Annotated in this window: 17 protein-coding genes; 9 read left to right on the forward strand and 8 right to left on the reverse strand. The window is 61.5% G+C overall.

All coding sequences use genetic code 11. The features are described 5' to 3' along the window. Positions 1-2: 2 nt before the first annotated feature. Both glyS and glyQ read right to left on the reverse strand, forming a co-directional pair. Positions 3-2,057 (reverse strand): glycine--tRNA ligase subunit beta, encoded by a 2,055-nt coding sequence (gene glyS, locus HV782_RS01070; RefSeq protein WP_186746943.1) that lies wholly within the window; start codon positions 2,055-2,057, stop codon positions 3-5. Then, positions 2,054-3,007 carry a glycine--tRNA ligase subunit alpha gene (glyQ, locus tag HV782_RS01075; RefSeq protein WP_003187265.1) on the reverse strand — a complete coding sequence of 318 codons (954 nt, stop codon included), beginning with the start codon at positions 3,005-3,007 and terminating at the stop codon, positions 2,054-2,056. Before glyQ ends, glyS begins: the two co-directional genes overlap by 4 nt. Positions 3,008-3,088: 81 nt before the next feature. On the opposite strand from glyQ, the gene HV782_RS01080 reads away from it, so the two are divergent. The 3 genes from HV782_RS01080 (at position 3,089) to HV782_RS01090 (ending at position 4,887) form a co-directional block, all read left to right on the forward strand. Beyond that, on the forward strand, positions 3,089-3,646 hold the full coding sequence (locus HV782_RS01080; RefSeq protein ID WP_128615007.1) for a DNA-3-methyladenine glycosylase I: 558 nt from the start codon (positions 3,089-3,091) through the stop codon (positions 3,644-3,646). A gap of 40 nt (positions 3,647-3,686) precedes the next feature. After that, positions 3,687-4,574 (forward strand): lysophospholipid acyltransferase, encoded by an 888-nt coding sequence (locus HV782_RS01085; protein ID WP_123454916.1) that lies wholly within the window; start codon positions 3,687-3,689, stop codon positions 4,572-4,574. A gap of 73 nt (positions 4,575-4,647) precedes the next feature. Beyond that, positions 4,648-4,887, forward strand: coding sequence for a PilZ domain-containing protein (locus HV782_RS01090; protein ID WP_123470115.1), 240 nt, complete (start codon positions 4,648-4,650; stop codon positions 4,885-4,887). A 1-nt stretch (position 4,888) separates the two neighbouring features. Here the strand turns inward: HV782_RS01090 and HV782_RS01095 are convergent, their stop codons facing one another. The 5 genes from HV782_RS01095 to def all read right to left on the reverse strand — a co-directional run bounded on the left by HV782_RS01095 (position 4,889) and on the right by def (position 9,601). Beyond that, positions 4,889-5,203: a tetratricopeptide repeat protein gene (locus HV782_RS01095; RefSeq protein ID WP_123470116.1), complete on the reverse strand. Its 315-nt coding sequence runs from the start codon at positions 5,201-5,203 to the stop codon at positions 4,889-4,891. 168 nt (positions 5,204-5,371) lie between these two features. Continuing rightward, positions 5,372-6,748 (reverse strand): Trk system potassium transporter TrkA, encoded by a 1,377-nt coding sequence (gene trkA / locus HV782_RS01100; RefSeq protein ID WP_007911861.1) that lies wholly within the window; start codon positions 6,746-6,748, stop codon positions 5,372-5,374. Between the two features lie 22 nt (positions 6,749-6,770). Continuing rightward, positions 6,771-8,081, reverse strand: coding sequence for a 16S rRNA (cytosine(967)-C(5))-methyltransferase RsmB (gene rsmB, locus HV782_RS01105; RefSeq protein ID WP_186746945.1), 1,311 nt, complete (start codon positions 8,079-8,081; stop codon positions 6,771-6,773). Then, positions 8,078-9,037, reverse strand: a complete 960-nt coding sequence (gene fmt / locus HV782_RS01110) for a methionyl-tRNA formyltransferase (protein ID WP_128615010.1) — start codon at positions 9,035-9,037, stop codon at positions 8,078-8,080. The genes rsmB and fmt overlap by 4 nt, the downstream gene beginning before the upstream one ends. Positions 9,038-9,094: 57 nt before the next feature. Next, positions 9,095-9,601 carry a peptide deformylase gene (gene def / locus HV782_RS01115; RefSeq protein WP_027610272.1) on the reverse strand — a complete coding sequence of 169 codons (507 nt, stop codon included), beginning with the start codon at positions 9,599-9,601 and terminating at the stop codon, positions 9,095-9,097. Positions 9,602-9,760: 159 nt separating this feature from the next. Here def and HV782_RS01120 point away from each other — a divergent pair, with 159 nt between their 5' ends. The 4 genes from HV782_RS01120 (at position 9,761) to HV782_RS01135 (ending at position 13,492) form a co-directional block, all read left to right on the forward strand. Beyond that, positions 9,761-10,786 carry a LysM peptidoglycan-binding domain-containing protein gene (locus tag HV782_RS01120; protein ID WP_128615011.1) on the forward strand — a complete coding sequence of 342 codons (1,026 nt, stop codon included), beginning with the start codon at positions 9,761-9,763 and terminating at the stop codon, positions 10,784-10,786. Positions 10,787-10,865: 79 nt separating this feature from the next. After that, the gene (gene dprA, locus HV782_RS01125) at positions 10,866-11,966 is read left to right on the forward strand and encodes a DNA-processing protein DprA (protein WP_186746954.1); all 1,101 of its coding nucleotides are present in this window, start codon (positions 10,866-10,868) and stop codon (positions 11,964-11,966) included. A gap of 54 nt (positions 11,967-12,020) precedes the next feature. Beyond that, positions 12,021-12,578, forward strand: a complete 558-nt coding sequence (tsaC, locus tag HV782_RS01130; protein WP_123470125.1) for an L-threonylcarbamoyladenylate synthase type 1 TsaC — start codon at positions 12,021-12,023, stop codon at positions 12,576-12,578. 239 nt (positions 12,579-12,817) lie between these two features. Continuing rightward, positions 12,818-13,492 carry a GNAT family N-acetyltransferase gene (locus HV782_RS01135; RefSeq protein ID WP_123470127.1) on the forward strand — a complete coding sequence of 225 codons (675 nt, stop codon included), beginning with the start codon at positions 12,818-12,820 and terminating at the stop codon, positions 13,490-13,492. A 65-nt stretch (positions 13,493-13,557) separates the two neighbouring features. Here HV782_RS01135 and HV782_RS01140 read toward each other — a convergent pair whose 3' ends face one another. Continuing rightward, a complete protein-coding gene (locus tag HV782_RS01140) occupies positions 13,558-14,535 on the reverse strand; it encodes a quinone oxidoreductase family protein (protein WP_186746956.1) in 978 nt (325 codons plus the stop codon). A gap of 163 nt (positions 14,536-14,698) precedes the next feature. Between HV782_RS01140 and hemF the strand changes: the two genes are divergently transcribed. Beyond that, positions 14,699-15,616 (forward strand): oxygen-dependent coproporphyrinogen oxidase, encoded by a 918-nt coding sequence (gene hemF / locus HV782_RS01145; RefSeq protein WP_123470131.1) that lies wholly within the window; start codon positions 14,699-14,701, stop codon positions 15,614-15,616. After that, entirely contained in the window at positions 15,616-16,437 is an 822-nt protein-coding gene (gene aroE / locus HV782_RS01150) for a shikimate dehydrogenase (RefSeq protein WP_123470132.1), read from the forward strand. The genes hemF and aroE overlap by 1 nt, the downstream gene beginning before the upstream one ends. The last annotated feature ends 24 nt before the right edge of the window (positions 16,438-16,461 follow it).

Below are 16,461 nucleotides of genomic sequence, written 5' to 3' on the forward strand. Positions count from 1 at the left end.
CCTCAACCCAGCAGCGAAATGTCGGCAACACCCAGGAACAAGCCACGCAGACGCGCCAGCAGCGCATAGCGGTTGGCCCGGACCTTGGCGTCTTCGGCATTGACCATGACGGCGTCGAAGAACGCATCCACCGGCTCGCGCAGGGCGGCCAGGCGAGCCAGCGATTCGTTGTACTGACGCGCGGCGGCCATTGGCTGCACCGCCTGATCCGCTTGCTGGATCGCCGAGTACAGCGAGAACTCGTTGGCGTTGTCGAAATACTTGGCCTCGACCACGGTCGGCACCGAGCCTTCGACTTTGCTCAACAGGTTCGACACACGCTTGTTCACCGCCGCCAGCGCTGCCGCTTCCGGCAGTTTGCGGAAGGCCTGCACCGCTTGCACACGCTGGTCGAAGTCCAGCGCCGAACCCGGCTTCAGGGCACGCACCGACAGGTAGGTCGCGACATCCACGCCTTCGTCTTCGTAACGCGCACGCAGACGGTCGAAGATGAATTCCAGCACCGACTCGTTGAGGCCGGCAGCCTTGACCTTGGCACCGAACGCAGTCACGGCGAAAGCCACGGCGTCGTTCAGGTCCAGATCGAGTTTTTTCTCGATCAGGATACGCAGCACACCCAATGCCGCACGACGCAGGGCATACGGGTCTTTGCTGCCGGTCGGCAGCATGCCGATACCGAAGATACCGACCAGGGTGTCGAGCTTGTCAGCGATCGCAACGGCGGCACCGGTCAGGGTTGCCGGCAGCTCAGCACCGGCACCACGTGGCATGTATTGCTCGTTGAGGGCCAGCGCGACGTCTTCCGGCTCGTTGTCGTTCAGTGCGTAGTAGTAACCGGCGACACCTTGCATCTCCGGGAACTCGCCGACCATTTCGGTGGCCAGGTCGCACTTCGACAGCAGACCCGCACGAGCGGCCCACGAAGCGTTGCCGCCAATGCGCGCGGCGATGTACGCAGCCAGTTTGGAAACGCGCTCGGCCTTGTCGTAGACGCTGCCGAGTTTTTCCTGGAACACCACGTTCTTCAGGCGATCATTGAAGGCTTCGAGCTTCTGCTTCTTGTCTTGCTTGAAGAAGAACTCGGCGTCGGTCAGGCGTGGGCGCACCACCTTCTCATTACCGGCGATGATCTGCTGCGGGTCTTTGCTTTCGATGTTGGCCACAGTGATGAAACGTGGCAGCAACTTGCCGTCGGCATCCAGCAGGCAGAAGTACTTCTGGTTGTCCTGCATGGTGGTGATCAGTGCTTCTTGCGGCACATCGAGGAAACGTTCCTCGAACGAGCACACCAGCGGCACCGGCCATTCAACCAGGGCGGTCACTTCGTCGAGCAGTGCTGGCGGAACGATTGCCGTGCCTTCCTGACGGGTGGCCAGTTCTTCGGTGCGCTTGCTGATGATTTCGCGACGCTCGTTGGCGTCGGCCAATACATAAGCGGCACGCAGGTCAGCGAGATAGCTCGACGGCGAACCGATGCGCACGCTTTCCGGGTGGTGGAAACGGTGACCACGGGAGTCACGGCCAGCCTTTTGCGCGAGGATGGTGCAGTCGATGACCTGGTCGCCGAGCAGCATCACCAGCCACTGGGTCGGACGCACGAACTCTTCCTTGCGCGCACCCCAACGCATGCGTTTCGGGATCGGCAGGTCGTTCAGCGAATCTTCGACGATGGTTGGCAGCAGACTTGCGGTCGGCTTGCCGGCGATGTTCTGGCTGTAGCGCAGTTTCGGACCGCTCTGGTCGATTTCGCTCAGCTCGACGCCGCACTTCTTGGCAAAGCCCAGTGCCGCTTGAGTCGGGTTGCCTTCAGCGTCGAACGCCGCCTGACGTGGCGGGCCGTCGAGGTTGATGCTGCGATCCGGCTGCTGGGTGGCCAATGCGGTGATCAGCACAGCCAGACGACGCGGCGCGGCGAAGACGGTTTTGGTTTCGTAGCTCAGACCTGCCGCTTGCAGGCCCTTGTCGATACCGGCGAGGAACGCTTCAGCCAAGGTATTCAGGGCTTTCGGTGGCAGTTCTTCGGTGCCCAGTTCAACCAGAAAATCTTGCGCACTCATTGTGCAGCCTCCAGCTTGGCCAGTACTTCGTCACGCAGGTCCGGGGTCGCCATCGGGAAGCCCAGCTTGGCGCGTGCCAGCAGGTAGGCTTGCGCAACGGAACGCGCCAGGGTGCGCACGCGCAGAATGTATTGCTGACGCGCAGTCACCGAGATCGCCCGGCGCGCATCCAGCAGGTTGAAGGTGTGCGACGCCTTCAGGACCATTTCGTAGCTTGGCAACGGCAGCGGCTGGTCGAGCTCGATCAGGCGCTTGGCTTCGCTTTCATAGAAGTCGAACAGTTCGAACAGTTTGTCGACGTTGGCGTGTTCGAAGTTGTAGGTGGACTGCTCCACTTCGTTCTGGTGGAACACGTCGCCGTAGGTCACTTTGCCGAACGGACCGTCAGCCCAGACCAGGTCGTAGACCGAATCCACGCCTTGCAGGTACATGGCCAGACGCTCGAGACCGTAAGTGATCTCGCCGGTTACCGGGTAGCACTCGATGCCGCCCGCTTGCTGGAAGTAAGTGAACTGAGTCACTTCCATGCCGTTGAGCCAGACTTCCCAGCCCAGACCCCAGGCGCCGAGGGTCGGCGATTCCCAGTTGTCTTCGACGAAGCGGATGTCGTGGACCAGCGGGTCCAGGCCGACATGCTTGAGGGAGCCCAGGTACAGTTCCTGGAAGTTGTCCGGGTTCGGCTTCAGGACTACCTGGAACTGGTAGTAGTGCTGCAGACGGTTCGGGTTTTCGCCGTAACGGCCGTCAGTTGGACGGCGGCTTGGCTGCACGTAAGCGGCGTTCCAGGTTTCCGGGCCGATGGCGCGGAGGAAGGTCGCGGTGTGGAAAGTGCCGGCGCCTACTTCCATATCGTAGGGCTGAAGTACCACGCAACCTTGCTCGGCCCAGTATTGCTGGAGCGCGAGGATCAAGTCTTGGAAGGTACGCACGGCTGGCGTAGGCTGGCTCACGAAATTCACCTGTTTCTTGGGCTGCGATTTAAAGAGCGGGAGTATACCCGATTCATTGCTGCGCACGCCCCCTGGAGCCTTATGCCACGCTGCTTTTGGTGTACCGAAGATCCGTTGTACATGGCTTATCACGACCAGGAGTGGGGCACGCCGCTACGCGATGCGCAGGGTTTGTTCGAGTTGCTTTTGCTCGAAGGGTTCCAGGCCGGGCTGTCCTGGATCACCGTGCTGCGCAAACGCGAGCGTTATCGCGAAGTGTTGTTCGGCTTTGACGTACAACGCGTGGCGCAGATGAGCGACGCCGAAATCGACGAATTGATGCTCGACCCCGGGATCATCCGCAACCGCCTCAAGCTCAATGCCGCCCGGCGCAATGCCCAGGCCTGGCTGGCGCTGGAGGACCCGGTGGCGTTTCTCTGGTCGTTCGTTGGCGGCCAACCGATCATCAATCACTTCAAGGATCGCAGCGAAGTTCCGGCGATCACCCCCGAAGCGCTGGCGATGAGCAAAGGCCTGAAAAAGGCCGGGTTCACATTCGTCGGCCCGACCATTTGCTACGCGTTGATGCAGGCCTCGGGCATGGTCATGGATCACACTCAGGATTGCGACCGCTACGCGCAGCTCGCCAACGGCGGTTAGAATGGCCGCCTCGCGCACAGCACAAGATCAGGAGTGACCTGTGGAAAAGTTTAAAGGCGCCTTGCTGGTAGGCGCTCTGCGGCTGTTTGCCCTGCTGCCATGGCGGGCCGTGCAGGCCGTCGGTTCGGCAATCGGCTGGATCATGTGGAAAACCCCCAACCGTTCCCGCGACGTGGTGCGGATCAACCTCGCCAAATGTTTTCCACAGATGGATGCGGCCGAACGTGAGCGTCTGGTCGGCCAGAGCCTGAAAGACATCGGCAAGTCGCTGACCGAAAGCGCCTGCGCGTGGATCTGGCCGGCACAGCGCTCCATTGATCTGGTGCGCGAAGTCGAAGGCCTCGACATTCTCAAGGACGCATTGGCCTCGGGCAAAGGCGTGGTCGGCATCACCAGCCACCTGGGCAACTGGGAAGTGCTCAACCACTTCTATTGCAGCCAGTGCAAACCGATCATTTTTTATCGTCCACCGAAGCTCAAGGCTGTGGATGAATTGCTGCGCAAGCAGCGTGTGCAACTGGGCAACAAAGTCGCCGCCTCCACCAAGGAAGGCATCCTCAGTGTGATCAAGGAAGTGCGCAAAGGTGGTGCAGTGGGCATTCCGGCTGACCCGGAACCGGCCGAATCCGCCGGGATCTTCGTGCCGTTCTTTGCCACGCAGGCGCTGACCAGCAAGTTCGTGCCAAACATGTTGGCTGGCGGCAAAGCCGTTGGCGTGTTCCTGCATGCGCTGCGCCTGCCTGACGGCTCTGGCTACAAAGTGATCCTCGAAGCCGCGCCCGAAGCCATGTACAGCACCGATACCGCCGAGTCTTGCGCAGCGATGAGTAAAGTCGTCGAGCGTTACGTGGCGGCGTACCCGAGCCAGTACATGTGGAGCATGAAGCGCTTCAAGAAACGTCCGCCGGGCGAAGAGCGCTGGTATTGAGCTGATTGGCATGTTCTGTGGATAACCTCACTGCCGAGGTTATCCACAACCGTTCATCAAAGGGCGCAACAAGATGTCCGAACACCGCAAATCGTTTCGCATCAAGATCACTCACGACAGCTTCGGCGAATGCCTCGGCCAGACGCGCAACCTCACGCCTACCGGCGTGTATGTGCAGCATCCGCGGCTGGCGTCGTTGCCCAAAGGCGCAGTGGTTTACGGACAGGTGCAGGGTTTACCCACAGGTGCGCCACGGGTGCGCATGGAAGTGGTGACGGTGGATGCCGAGGGTATCGGTCTTCGCTACCTCTGATTTATTGCGCCTGACGATCGAGCTTTTTCAAAAACACCGCCATTTCCTTCTCGGCCTGCTTGTCGCCATGAACGCGAGCTGCTTCCAGACCTTGTTCCCACGCCTGCCGCGCAGCGGCGTGATCGCCCAGCGCCAGGTGTGCCTTGCCCAACAGTTTCCAGGCCGCCGAGTACTTTGGATCGAAGCCGACACAGCGCTCAAAGTGCTCGGCAGCCTTGGCATTTTCCCCAAGATCCAGATAGCCCTTGCCCAGGCCGAAGCGCAGCAAGGAGTTATCCACACCCTTGGCGAGCATTTTTTCCAGGGATTCGAGCATCGGTGGATTCCTTTTCTGCTGTGTCAGGGAAGATCTGTGGCGCTGTCATCGCTGGCAAGCCAGCTCCCACAGGGTTCTCGGGTGCACATCACATTTGTGAACAACCAAAAAACCTGTGGGAGCTGGCTTGCCAGCGATGGGGCCAATGAAGGCAACGCTCATTCCGGATCAGAAGAAGCTCAACCCCACATGAAACAGCTTCTCCACATCGCGAATATGCTTTTTATCCACAAGGAACAGGATCACATGGTCGCCCGCTTCGATCACCGTGTCATCGTGGGCGATGATCACCTGTTCGTTGCGGATGACCGCGCCGATGGTGGTGCCCGGTGGCAGGCCGATCTTCTCGATCGGTTTGCCAATTACCTTGCTCGACTTCGCATCACCGTGGGCAATCGCCTCGATGGCTTCCGCAGCACCGCGACGCAGTGAGTGCACACTGACGATATCGCCACGGCGCACGTGCGCCAGCAAGGTGCCGATGGTCGCAAGCTGCGGGCTGATGGCGATGTCGATGTCGCCGCCCTGAATCAGATCGACGTAGGCCGGATTGTTGATGATCGTCATCACCTTCTTCGCCCCCAGCCGTTTGGCCAGCAACGACGACATGATGTTGGCTTCGTCATCGTTGGTCAGCGCGAGGAAAATGTCGGCGTCGGCGATGTTCTCTTCCAGCAGCAGGTCGCGGTCGGAAGCGCTGCCCTGCAACACCACGGTGCTGTCGAGGGTGTCGGAGAGATAGCGGCAACGTGCCGGGCTCATCTCGATGATCTTCACCTGATAACGGCTTTCGATGGCCTCGGCCAGGCGTTCGCCAATCTGCCCGCCGCCAGCAATGACAATGCGTTTGTAGGTTTCGTCGAGGCGGCGCATTTCGCTCATGACCGCGCGAATATTCTCACGGGCGGCGATGAAGAAGACTTCATCATCCGCTTCGATCACCGTGTCGCCTTGCGGCAGGATCGGTCGGTCACGGCGGAAAATCGCTGCCACGCGAGTCTCGACATTTGGCATGTGCTCGCGCAACTGCCGCAGTTGCTGACCCACCAACGGCCCGCCGTAATAGGCGCGCACTGCCACCAGTTGCGCCGCGCCTTCGGCGAAGTCGATCACCTGTAACGCACCGGGGTGCTGGATCAGGCGCTTGATGTAGTTAGTCACCACTTGCTCGGGGCTGATCAGCACGTCGACCGGGATCGCTTCGTTCTGGAACAACTGCTCCTCGCGATTGAGGTAGGACGCTTCGCGCACCCGGGCGATCTTGGTCGGGGTGTGGAACAACGTGTGGGCAACCTGGCAGGCGACCATGTTGGTCTCGTCGCTGTTGGTCACCGCCACCAGCATGTCGGCATCGTCGGCGCCGGCCTGACGCAGCACCGACGGCAGCGAGCCCCGGCCCTGCACGGTGCGGATGTCGAGGCGGTCGCCGAGGTCGCGCAGGCGCTCGCCGTCAGTGTCGACCACCGTGATGTCGTTGGCCTCGCTGGCCAAATGCTCGGCCAGCGAACCGCCGACCTGTCCCGCACCGAGGATGATGATTTTCATCCAGTCACTCCGTTGAATCCGTTTAGCCGCGCGCGGCAGCGATCTTGATCAGCTTGGCGTAGTAGAACCCGTCATGCCCACCCTGTTGGGCCAGCAATTGGCGACCATGGGGCTGTTTGATCCCGGCCGAGGTGGCCAGATCCAGTTCGCGGGCACCGGGCGTGCGCTCGAGGAACGCAGCGATGACTTCGGTGTTCTCGGTCGGCAAGGTCGAGCAGGTGGCGTACAGCAGGATGCCGCCGACTTCGAGGGTTTTCCACATGGCGTCGAGCAGTTCGCCTTGCAGTTGCGCGAGGGCGACGATGTCATCTGGCTGACGGGTCAGCTTGATGTCCGGGTGGCGGCGGATCACCCCGGTCGCCGAGCATGGCGCGTCGAGCAGGATGCGCTGGAACGGTTTGCCGTCCCACCATTTCGCCGTATCGCGGCCGTCGGCGGCGATCAGTTCGGCGTTTAGACCGAGGCGTTCAAGGTTTTCCTTAACGCGCACCAGACGCTTGGCTTCCAGATCCACCGCGACCACGCCGGTCAGCGCCGGTTCGGCTTCGAGGATGTGGCAAGTCTTGCCACCGGGCGCGCAGCAGGCGTCGAGCACGCGCTGGCCCGGCGCCAGATCAAGCAGATCGGCGGCCAGTTGTGCGGCCTCGTCCTGCACGCTGATCCAGCCCTCGGCGAAGCCCGGCAGGCTGCGTACATCGGCAGCGGATTCGAGGACGATGCCGTCGCGACTGTAGACGCATGGCGTCGCAGCAATGCCAGCGTCCGTCAGCAAACCGAGATAGGCGTCGCGGCTGTGATGGCGGCGATTGACCCGCAAAATCATCGGTGGGTGCGCGTTATTCGCCGCGCAGATGGCTTCCCACTGCTCCGGCCAGAAGGCCTTCAGGGATTTTTGCAGCCAGCGCGGATGAGCCGTGCGCACCACTGGGTCGCGCTCCAGTTCGGCGAAAATCGTCGCGCTTTCGCGCTGGGCATTGCGCAGCACGGCGTTGAGCAGGCCTTTGGCCCAAGGCTTTTTCAGCTTGTCGGCGCAACCGACGGTTTCGCCGATGGCGGCGTGGGCCGGCACGCGGGTGTAGAGCAATTGATAGAGACCGACCAGCAGCAGCGCCTCGACATCGGCATCCGCAGCTTTGAACGGCTTTTGCAGCAGCTTTTCGGCCAGCGCCGACAGGCGTGGTTGCCAGCGCGCGGTGCCGAACGCCAGATCCTGGGTGAAACCGCGATCGCGGTCTTCGACCTTGTCCAGTTGTGTCGGCAGCGAACTGTTCAGCGAAGCCTTGCCGCTGAGCACGGCGGCGAGTGCCTTGGCGGCGGCCAGACGCGGGTTCATTGCGCGTCCACCACGGCGCCGAGCACGGTTCCGACGGCGAATTTCTCACGACGGCTGTTGAACAAGTCGCTGAAGTTCAGCGCCTTGCCGCCGGGCAATTGCAGGCGGGTCAGGCACAGCGCCTGCTCGCCGCAAGCGACGATCAAACCGTCCTTGCTGGCGCTGAGCACTTCGCCTGGCGCGCCCTTGCCTTCCGCAAGTGTTGCCGCCAGTACTTTCAGCGCTTCCCCGTTGAGCGTGCTGTGGGTGATCGGCCACGGGTTGAAGGCGCGCACCAGACGTTCCAGCTCGACTGCTGGACGGCTCCAGTCGATGCGTGCTTCGTCCTTGTTCAGTTTGTGCGCGTAGGTGGCGAGCGCGTCGTTCTGCACTTCGCCTTCGAGCGTGCCTGCGGCCAGGCCGGCAATCGCCTGCACCACCGCTGGCGGGCCCATCTCGGCGAGACGGTCGTGCAGCGTGCCGCCGGTGTCGTCGGCGCTGATCGGGGTGACGACCTTGAGCAGCATCGGCCCGGTATCGAGGCCGGCTTCCATGCGCATCACGGTCACGCCGCTTTCGGCATCACCGTGTTCCACGGCGCGCTGGATCGGCGCCGCACCGCGCCAGCGTGGCAGCAGCGAAGCGTGACTGTTGATGCAACCCAGGCGCGGAATATCCAGCACCGCTTGCGGCAGAATCAGGCCGTAGGCGACCACCACCATCAAGTCCGGCTTCAATGCGGCAAGCTCTGCCTGAGCATCCGCGTTGCGCAGGGTCGGTGGCTGCAACACCTGGATATTGTTTTCCAGGGCGAGTTGTTTGACCGGGCTCGGCATCAGTTTTTGCCCACGACCGGCCGGACGATCCGGCTGGGTGTAGACCGCAACGATCTCGTAAGGGCTGTTCAGCAGGGCCTTGAGGTGTTCGGCGGCAAATTCCGGGGTACCGGCAAAAACGATGCGCAGTGGCTCAGTCATGGAAGGCGTCTCATAAAAAGAAAAAGGCTTGCCGCAGCAAGCCTTTGAAGAGGGGCATCAAGCGTTCTGGCGGTGGAGCTTTTCCAGTTTCTTCTTGATCCGGTCGCGTTTGAGCGTGGACAGGTAATCGACGAACAACTTGCCGTTGAGGTGGTCGCATTCGTGCTGAATGCACACCGCAAGCAGGCCTTCGGCGATCAGTTCGTAAGGTTGGCCGTCGCGGTCCAGTGCCTTGATTTTGACCTTCTGCGGGCGGTCGACGTTTTCGTAGAAGCCCGGTACCGAGAGGCAGCCTTCCTGGTACTGATCCATCTCGTCGGTCAGCGATTCGAACTCAGGGTTGATGAACACCCGTGGCTCGGTGCGGTCTTCGGAAAGGTCCATCACGACAATACGTTTGTGCACGTTGACCTGGGTCGCGGCGAGGCCGATGCCCGGCGCTTCATACATTGTTTCAAACATATCATCGACCAACTGACGCACTTCGTCGTCCACTACGGCCACAGGCTTGGCGATAGTGCGCAGACGCGGGTCCGGGAATTCGAGGATGTTTAAAATGGCCATAGGCTGATTGCTGCACATGTTGAGTAAAGTCGGGTCGATGGCCTGGCAGGTCCGAAGATGCAGGCTACCGTTGTGAAGCGTAGCTAATGCAGTTTGCAGTAGCGAGCCACGGGGGCTCTGACGGTTCACGCGAACGCACATGATAAAGGGATTCGCTGCATGAGGAAAACACTACTCGCCCTGCTGCTTCTGGCTTCGGCCGGCGTGGCGCAAGGGCAAGTGCAACTCAGGGATGGTTTTCCACAGCAATACACGGTGGTTTCGGGGGATACCCTCTGGGATATCTCCGGCAAATACCTGCGCGAGCCCTGGCAATGGCCGCAGCTGTGGCGGGCCAACCCGCAGATCGAAAACCCCAACCTGATTTATCCCGGCGACACCCTGACGCTCAGCTACGTCAACGGCCAGCCGCAACTGACCCTCAATCGAGGCGAGTCACGGGGCACGATCAAACTGTCGCCGCGCATCCGCACCAGTCCGGTGGCCGAGGCGATTCCGAGCATTCCACTCAAGTCGATCAACAGTTTTCTCCTGAGCAACCGCATCGTCGACAAGGTCGAGGACTTCGACAAGGCGCCGTACATCGTCGCCGGCGACGCCGAACGGGTGCTCAGCGGCACCGGCGACCGGATTTTCGCCCGCGGCCATTTCGACCCGAACCAGCCGGTGTACGGCATCTTTCGTCAAGGCAAGGTCTACACCGACCCACAGACCAAGGAGTTTCTCGGGATCAACGCCGACGACATCGGCGGCGGTGAAATCGTCGCCACCGAAGGTGACGTCGCCACCCTTGCCCTGCAACGCACCACGCAGGAGGTGCGTCTGGGTGACCGCTTGTTCAGTGGCGAAGAGCGTTCGATCAACTCGACGTTCATGCCCAGCGCGCCCGCCACCCACATCAACGGCGTGATTATCGACGTGCCGCGCGGTGTCACACAGATCGGCGTGATGGACGTGGTGACCCTGAACAAGGGCAAACGCGACGGCCTCGCCGAAGGGAATGTGCTGGTGGTGATGAAAACCGGTGAGACCGTGCGCGACCGGATTACCGGCCAGCCGCTGAAAATTCCCGATGAGCGGGCTGGTTTACTGATGGTGTTCCGCACTTACGAAAAGCTCAGCTACGGCCTCGTCCTCAACGCATCGCGCTCACTGGCGGTGCTCGACAAGGTGCGAAACCCTTAGCAGGCTCAACAAGTTACCAACAGAGTTATCCACAGCTTGTTCCGAATGGTTCGGGGCTTATAACGATCAAGGATGATCCATGCCGCTGTCTGTCTGTACGCCGGTCTCCCCTGCGGAACTGGAAGCGCGTTTGCGCCTGCACCGTTTGCCGGAAGTCGGCCCGAAACGTTTTGCCAGGTTGCTTGAAGCCTTTGGCTCGGCATCAAAGGCGCTCAGCGCTCCGGCCACAGCCTGGCGCTCACTGGGTATGCCGGCGGCGAGTGCCGATGCCCGGCGCAGCCCTGAAGTGCGCGACGGCGCCAGCCATGCGATGCGCTGGCTAGAGCAGCCCGGGCAGCATTTGCTGATGTGGGATCAAGCGGATTATCCGGCACTGCTAGCGCAGATTCCCGATCCCCCACCGTTGCTGTTCGTCGCGGGCGATCCGCATATTCTGGAAAAACCGCAACTGGCGATGGTGGGCAGTCGCCGCGCCTCGCGCCCGGGGATGGACACCGCAGTGGCGTTTTCGCGCAGCCTGGCCGGGGCCGGTTTTGTCATCACCAGTGGCCTGGCCTTGGGCATTGATGCTGCCGCGCATCAAGCTGCACTGGACGTTGGCGGGCTGACCGTCGGGGTGTTGGGCACTGGACTGGAAAATTTTTATCCACAGCGCAATCAGCGACTGGCCGAGGCGATGATCGCGTCCGGCAGCGCCGTGCTTTCGGAGTTTCCGCTGGATGCCGGACCCAGCGCCAGCAACTTTCCGCGACGTAACCGGATCATCAGTGGTTTATCCCTCGGCGTACTGGTGGTCGAGGCGAGTGTCGCCAGTGGTTCGCTGATCACCGCACGCCTGGCGGCGGAACAGGGGCGCGAGGTGTATGCGATTCCCGGCTCGATCCATCACCCCGGCGCCCGGGGCTGTCACCAGTTGATCCGCGACGGCGCGGTGCTGGTGGAAACCATCGAACATATCCTCGAAGCCCTGCGAGGCTGGCAACATCCGGCCTTGTCCACAGGCACGCCGAGTGCCGATCATCCCTTGTTATGCCTGCTCCATGCTGCGCCGCACACCAGTGAAGCCTTGGCCCACAGCAGCGGCTGGACACTGCCCAAGGTGTTGGCCGCCCTCACGGAGCTGGAAATGGAGGGCCGGGCGGTGAGTGAAAATGGCCGCTGGTTTGCGCGCGTGAGCTAGGTTTTACGGGGAAGATCGGTAAACTGCGCGAAACCTGTTTGCGGAGATTTTTTCATGGTTAACAGTTGGCGTGTGCAACAAGCCGCACGAGAGATTCGCGCCGGGGCGGTGATTGCCTATCCAACCGAAGCCGTCTGGGGCCTGGGTTGCGACCCGTGGAACGAAGAAGCGGTGGATCGGCTGCTGGCGATCAAGAATCGTTCGGTCGACAAAGGCCTGATTCTGGTTGCCGACAACATTCGCCAGTTCGACTTCCTGTTCGAAGACTTCCCGCAGGAGTGGATCGACCGCATGGCCAGCACCTGGCCGGGGCCGAATACCTGGCTGGTGCCGCATCAGAACCTGTTGCCCGAGTGGGTGACGGGCGTGCATGACACCGTGGCGCTGCGGGTCAGTGATCACCCACAGGTGCGCGATTTGTGTTCCATGGTCGGGCCCCTGATCTCCACCTCGGCCAACCCGCAAGGCCGGCCGGCAGCGCGCACGCGGTTACGGGTCGAGCAGTATTTCCGCGGGCAGCTCGATCTGATCCTCGGCGGACAATTGGGCGGGCGCAAGAACCCCAGCGTGATCCGTGATCTGGCGACTGGCAAGGTCATTCGCCCCGACTGATTCGGCCCATACCTTTGTAATGTCAGTACTCCTCGGTTTGATGGCGAGGAGTACTACGCGTGTCTGCGATTTATCCTGCAATGCGGCTGCTTTTCTTGTCTGAAAATTCGCCAACTATCTGGATTCATTGATTTTTCCGACTGGATTATCAGACCTCGTTGCGTGGCGGATTTGCCAAAAGCAACCATCCTTTCCCTGCACTCGAAATACTTCGATAAGTTAAGGTCTGCGGAGAAAGAATGGACACTACGGATTTGCAACTCACGGATTACCTGCAGGCGCTTCAGGTGACGTTGAAGAGTCATCATGAGGGTTGCCGTATCGTGAGGCTTGAAGCGGGGTCGGATACTCAGGAGTTCGACCGGTTCATTGATCGGCAATTTCGGCTTCGGCTGCAGCATTACATGCTGACGTCGAGGGCCCGGATGTTCGAAGAGAAACTGGCGATAAGGTCGCGCAGTACGCATTTTCTGCTGTACCGGCACGACCAGCCACTGGCGGTGCTGAGGGCGACTCCGGCACCGTTCGAATGGGTGTCGCTGGCGCAGCAACATGTTTCTCCGACGGTGGCGTTGTCACGCCATGTCGAATTCAGCCGTTTGATCTCGTACTCGACCAACCCGCTACCGGTGGCGGTCAACGGTCTGCTGGCGGCGGCTACCGAGTGGGCGATAAAAAGCGGTTACCAGGGCGTCACCGCCCTGTGCAGGTCGCAACAGCTGCGCTTTTATCAGCGTTTCGGCCTGATGCCCATCGCTTCCAATGCCTTGCACATCGAACAGCGCGCACGCGGCGATTACTGGGTGTTATCTGCGCAGTGGCGGCAAATCCTCGCGGCGCTTCAACAACCTGGTCACGCGACGGTTGGCCACCTCGTGCAAAAACCATTGGCGTGTCATCCGCTGCAGTTGTGAAGGCGTTCAAACTGCCTTGCCAGCCGGGTTCTGAAACCCTGACTGGCAAGACGCCGAAGGTTTTATCAGGGCAGCAGGATGGTCGAGCCGGTCGTGCGCCGAGCCGACAGCTCGGTCTGCGCCTTCGCCGCATCGGCCAGTGGGTAACGCTGACTGATTTCGACCTTGAGCTTGCCGCTGATGATCATCTCGAACAGTTCATCGGCCATGCGTTGCAGGTTCTCGGCGTTGTTGGCGTAGGTTGCGAGGGTCGGCCGGGTCACGTACAGCGAGCCCTTGGCCGCAAGTATCCCCAGATTCACCCCGTCCACGGCACCGGACGCATTGCCGAAACTCACTACCAGGCCGCGGGGCGACACGCTGTCGAGCGAGGTCAGCCAGGTGTCCTTGCCGACGCCGTCATAGACCACCGGGACTTTCTTGCCGTCGGTCAGCTCCAGCACGCGTTGGGCAACGTTTTCATGGCTGTAATCAATGGTCGCCCAGGCGCCGTTGGCCTTGGCCAGTTCGGCTTTTGCTTTCGAGCTGACGGTGCCGATCAGCTTCACCCCCAGTGCCTTGGCCCATTGGCAGGCCAGCGAACCGACGCCACCGGCGGCGGCGTGGAACAAAATGGTTTCGCCGCCCTTGAGTTCATAGGTCTGGCGCAGCAGGTACTGCACGGTCAAGCCCTTGAGCATCACGCCGGCAGCGGTTTCAAAACTGATTTCGTCCGGCAGTTTCACCAGGTTGTCCTGGGGCAATACGTGCAACTGGCTATAGGCACCCAACGGGCCGCTGCCGTACGCCACACGATCACCGACCTTGAAGCGGGTGACGTCACTGCCGACCGCGTCAACGACGCCGGCACCTTCCGCGCCCAGGCCTGACGGCAAGGCTGGCGGTGCATAGAGGCCACTGCGGAAATAGGTGTCGATGAAGTTCAGGCCGATTGCCTTGTTGGCTACGCGCACTTGATTCGGCCCGGGCGTGGCGGGTTCGTAGTCAACATATTCGAGCACTTCGGGACCGCCGTGGGCGCGGAACTGGATACGCTTTGCCATCTGCCTGCTCTCCTTGGGTCTTTCGTGAGCCCCCTATCCAACTCTCCTGCTTGATCTTCGTCAACTGCGGTGCGCTTGCCTGCGGTGGTATGCTACGCGCCCATTTGCGTCGACCCCCGCCTGCGGGGCGCCGCGTAGTGATGCCCCGATTCAAGGTGAAGCCATGACGACCCGCACCGACGCCGTAAAGGCCTATCTGCTCGACCTGCAAGACCGCATCTGCGCTGCACTCGAAAACGAGGACGGTGGCACGCGCTTCGTCGAAGACGCCTGGACCCGGCCCGCTGGCGGTGGCGGTCGTACTCGTGTGATCGAAAACGGCACGGTGATCGAAAAGGGCGGCGTCAACTTCTCCCACGTGTTCGGCAGCGGCTTGCCGCCATCGGCCAGCGCTCATCGTCCGGAACTGGCGGGGCGCGGTTTCGAAGCCCTCGGCGTGTCGCTGGTGATTCACCCGCACAACCCGCATGTGCCGACGTCCCACGCCAACGTGCGCTTTTTCATCGCCGAAAAGGAAGGTGAAGAGCCGGTCTGGTGGTTCGGCGGCGGCTTCGACCTGACCCCGTATTACGGCAACGAACAAGACTGCATCCACTGGCACCGCGTTGCCGAGCAGGCCTGTGCGCCGTTCGGTGCCGACGTCTACCCGCGTTACAAGGCCTGGTGCGACACCTACTTCCACATCAAGCACCGCCACGAACCACGCGGCATCGGCGGCCTGTTCTTCGATGACCTGAACGAGTGGGACTTCGATACCAGTTTTGCCTTCATGCGTGCCATCGGCGACGCCTACATCGACGCTTACTTGCCGATCGTGCAGCGCCGCAAACATGATGCGTTCACCGCCAAACAGCGTGAATTCCAGGAATTTCGCCGTGGCCGCTATGTCGAGTTCAACCTGGTGTATGACCGTGGCACCCTGTTCGGCCTGCAATCGGGGGGGCGTACCGAGTCGATCCTCATGTCGCTGCCGCCGCAAGTGCGCTGGGCCTACGACTTCAAAGCCGAGCCCGGCAGCGAAGAAGCGCGCCTGACCGACTACTTCCTGCAAGATCGCGACTGGCTCGCTGAGGACTGCTGATGGATCGTTACGTCGTTTTCGGTAACCCGATCGGCCACAGCAAATCGCCGATGATCCACAAACTGTTTGCCGAGCAGACCGGGCAACGCCTCGACTACAGCACCCTGCTGGCGCCACTCGACGACTTTAGTGGCTGCGCCACGGCGTTCTTTCAGGAAGGTCGCGGCGCCAACGTCACTGTACCGTTCAAGGAAGAGGCCTATCGTCTGGCGAACAGCCTGACTGCTCGTGCGCAACGGGCTGGTGCGGTAAACACCTTGAGCAAACTGGCCGATGGTTCATTGCTGGGCGACAACACCGACGGCGCCGGCCTGGTGCGCGACCTGACGGTGAACGCCGGTTTCAGCCTGACCGGCAAACGCATCCTCCTGCTCGGTGCTGGTGGCGCAGTGCGTGGCGCGCTGGAGCCGTTGCTGGCGGAAAAACCGGCGTCGGTGATCATCGCCAACCGCACGGTGGACAAGGCCGAGCTGCTGGCCGAGTTGTTCTGTGATCTGGGGCCGGTGTCGGCCAGTGGTTTCGACTGGTTGCAGGAACCGGTGGACGTGATCATCAACGCCACCTCCGCCAGCCTGACCGGCGAGGTGCCGCCGATAGCGCCGAGCCTGATCGAACCGGGCCAGACCCTGTGCTACGACATGATGTACGGCAAGGAACCGACTGCGTTCTGCCGTTGGGCCAGCGAGCATGGTGCGGCGGTGTCGATGGATGGTCTGGGGATGCTGGCTGAGCAAGCAGCCGAGGCGTTTTACCTGTGGCGCGGCGTGCGCCCGGATACGGCGCCGGTGCTGGCCGAACTACGCCGTCAGCTAGCGCAATAATCCTTGCAGGCTCACTCCTGCAGG

This window comes from Pseudomonas monsensis, assembly GCF_014268495.2.
In the GTDB taxonomy this organism is placed as follows: domain Bacteria; phylum Pseudomonadota; class Gammaproteobacteria; order Pseudomonadales; family Pseudomonadaceae; genus Aquipseudomonas; species Aquipseudomonas monsensis.